A 2,563-nucleotide genomic window follows, 5' to 3' on the forward strand; every position below is an offset into this window, starting at 1 on the left:
AAATCCTATATTAGAAGGAACTTTAATTGAAGGACAAGAGGAATGGGGAGAAACTCAGTATATAGAGTTTATGACTGAAATATTTTTAGAAAATGAGCATTTAGATAAAGCTAAGGTTTATATTGATAAAGAAAATAAAACACCAATAGGAGCTATAATCTATGACAAGCAAGGAAATGATAGAGTCAGAATCCTTTATAAGGATTTTAAAAAGATGAAAAGTGATGAAATGATAATAGAATAACCTTATATAAGAATAGGACTAGCTTTAAACATAGAAATATTAATTATATTAAACATAAAGAAACTTATAACATAAGATAGGGAATGATAGGAGCTAAAGTGGGTTAAACAAAACTACCTAATAAGGCTCCTAGATTAGAAAATTACATATAGATAAACTAAAAAAGATACTAATGAGAGTTTAAAAGTAAATGACTTAGATTTGAATAAAAAAATAAAAAATAAGTTGGTTTTAATATTTATTAAAAAATCGTATGGATTAAGGAGTTATTATAAAAAATTAGTACATAAGCTATCAGGAAAAATGATAGGATTTAATTTTTAGAAAAATTGGTGTGGGGTACTGTACTTTTAAATTTTAATTTTAACAAGCTATAAAGGTATGAAAATCAAAAAAATGTGAAAAATAGAAAATATTTGTGTTAAAGTAAAACATATATTTTGACAAAATGACATTATTTGCAATATAATTTATATTACATAGATTTTTACTACCTGGAGGCGTGATATGTCAAAAAATGCTAGAAGCCTAGATTTTATAAAAAAAATCGTAAATATTAAAAAAAATAGGAAATTTATTAAGTATAGATTAATACAATATAATAAACAACAATATGATGTGGAATTTCTACAATTAATGAAAAACGGCTATTTAGAAATGGCAGAAATTAATTTAGAGCTTGCACAACTTCCTTTCGAGTACGACAATGCAGAAATTAATAAGTATGAGAACTGGCTTTGCGGAGTGTGATATTTCTAATGACGACTATGGTAGTAAAAAGAGGGGATATTTTTTATGCGGATTTAAGTCCTGTTATTGGTTCAGAGCAAGGTGGAATTAGACCAGTTATAATAGTTCAAAATGATATAGGTAACAAATACAGTCCTACTGTTATAGTTGCTGCTATAACATCACAAATAAATAAGGCTAAATTACCTACTCATGTTGAAATTTCATCTGAAGAATATGGATTAAATAGGGATTCCGTTGTTCTCTTAGAACAAATTAGAACTTTAGATAAAAGAAGACTTAAAGAAAAAATAGGTCATATGACAGATGCGGATATGAAAAAAGTAAACAAATCTTTATTAATTAGCTTAAGTCTTAATTAAATCAATATTTAAATCATCAAAAGAGGATTTATATACTTAAAGAGACCTTTATAGGTCTCTTTTTTATTTGATTTATTTTAAAAGGACTATTATAAAACAAATAGAGTATATTAAATAACGCAAAAAATACAAATAAAGTGATTTTTAATAATAAATAGTATATACAAAATAAAAATGGTGTGATAAAATAATTTTAAAGAAAAAAGGATAATATATAAAGTAATTAATATAAATAGTAGAATTTTAAATTTTATTTTGAATTAAACCTTAGGAGGATAAAAAATGATTAAAAATATTTCAGAATTGAAGTCATTAGCTCAAACAGTTCGTGGAGATATAGTTTCCATGTTAACAGAATCATGTTCAGGACACCCAGGTGGTTCATTATCATCAGCAGATATAGTAACTACATTATTCTTTGGTGAAATGAATATAGATGTAAACAATCCTCAAGATTCAAATAGAGATAGATTTGTTTTATCAAAGGGTCATGCAGCACCAGTATTATACAGTGCTTTAGCAAGAAAAGGATTTTTCCCAGTAGAAGAACTTAGTACGTTAAGAAAAATAGGTTCAAGATTACAAGGACATCCAAGTATGAAATGCTTACCTGGAATTGATATGTCAACGGGATCATTAGGTCAAGGTATATCAGTAGCAACAGGAATGGCTTTAGCAGGTAAAATTGATAATAAATCATATAGAGTATATACAGTTTTAGGTGATGGTGAATTAGAAGAAGGTCAAGTATGGGAAGCAGCTATGTCAGCGGCTCACTACAAATTAGATAATTTAACAGCATTTATAGACTTTAATGGATTACAAATAGATGGAGATATAACAGAAGTTATGAATCCATCACCAATAGATAAGAAGTTCGAAGCATTTGGATGGAATGTTTTAGTTATAGATGGACACAGCATTGAAGAAATATTAGAAGCTATAGAAAAGGCAAAGCAATGCAAGGGAATGCCAACAGCTGTTATATGTAAAACAGTTAAAGGAAAAGGTGTTTCATTTATGGAAAACCAAGCAGGATGGCATGGAATGGCACCTAGTAAAGAACAGTGTGAACAAGCTTTAACAGAAATTGGAGGAAATAAATAATGAGTAAGAAGATTGCAACAAGAGAAGCTTACGGAAAAGCATTAGCAGAATTAGCAAAAACTAATGAAAATGTATTAGTTTTAGACGCAGACCTTTCAAA

The 2,563-nt window shown here is 27.8% G+C and carries 3 protein-coding genes and 2 pseudogenes; all 5 read left to right on the plus strand.

Translation table 11 applies throughout. The annotated features are described in order from the left end of the window. Window positions 1-244, plus strand: a pseudogene (locus tag ACRDBA_RS13550) (germination lipoprotein GerS-related protein); the annotation flags it as partial. Between the two features lie 507 nt (window positions 245-751). Continuing rightward, complete coding sequence (locus ACRDBA_RS13555; protein WP_438573460.1) at window positions 752-994, plus strand: hypothetical protein; 243 nt, start codon at window positions 752-754, stop codon at window positions 992-994. A gap of 8 nt (window positions 995-1,002) precedes the next feature. After that, the gene (locus ACRDBA_RS13560) at window positions 1,003-1,356 is read left to right on the plus strand and encodes a type II toxin-antitoxin system PemK/MazF family toxin (RefSeq protein ID WP_438573461.1); all 354 of its coding nucleotides are present in this window, start codon (window positions 1,003-1,005) and stop codon (window positions 1,354-1,356) included. A 282-nt stretch (window positions 1,357-1,638) separates the two neighbouring features. Then, window positions 1,639-2,463 (plus strand): transketolase, encoded by an 825-nt coding sequence (locus ACRDBA_RS13565; protein WP_438573462.1) that lies wholly within the window; start codon window positions 1,639-1,641, stop codon window positions 2,461-2,463. Beyond that, window positions 2,463-2,563 (plus strand): annotated as a pseudogene (locus tag ACRDBA_RS13570) (transketolase family protein); the annotation flags it as partial. The gene ACRDBA_RS13565 and the pseudogene ACRDBA_RS13570, both read left to right, overlap by 1 nt.

This window comes from Clostridium sp., from assembly GCF_051654825.1.
GTDB lineage: Bacteria > Bacillota > Clostridia > Clostridiales > Clostridiaceae > Clostridium.

Excerpts from the sequence above, each read along its gene's own strand:
- ACRDBA_RS13555 (WP_438573460.1), top strand. The coding sequence starts at position 752 with ATGTCAAAAAATGCTAGAAGCCTAGATTTTATAAAAAAAATCGTAAAT.
- ACRDBA_RS13560 (WP_438573461.1), top strand. The coding sequence starts at position 1,003 with ATGACGACTATGGTAGTAAAAAGAGGGGATATTTTTTATGCGGATTTA.
- ACRDBA_RS13565 (WP_438573462.1), top strand. The coding sequence starts at position 1,639 with ATGATTAAAAATATTTCAGAATTGAAGTCATTAGCTCAAACAGTTCGT.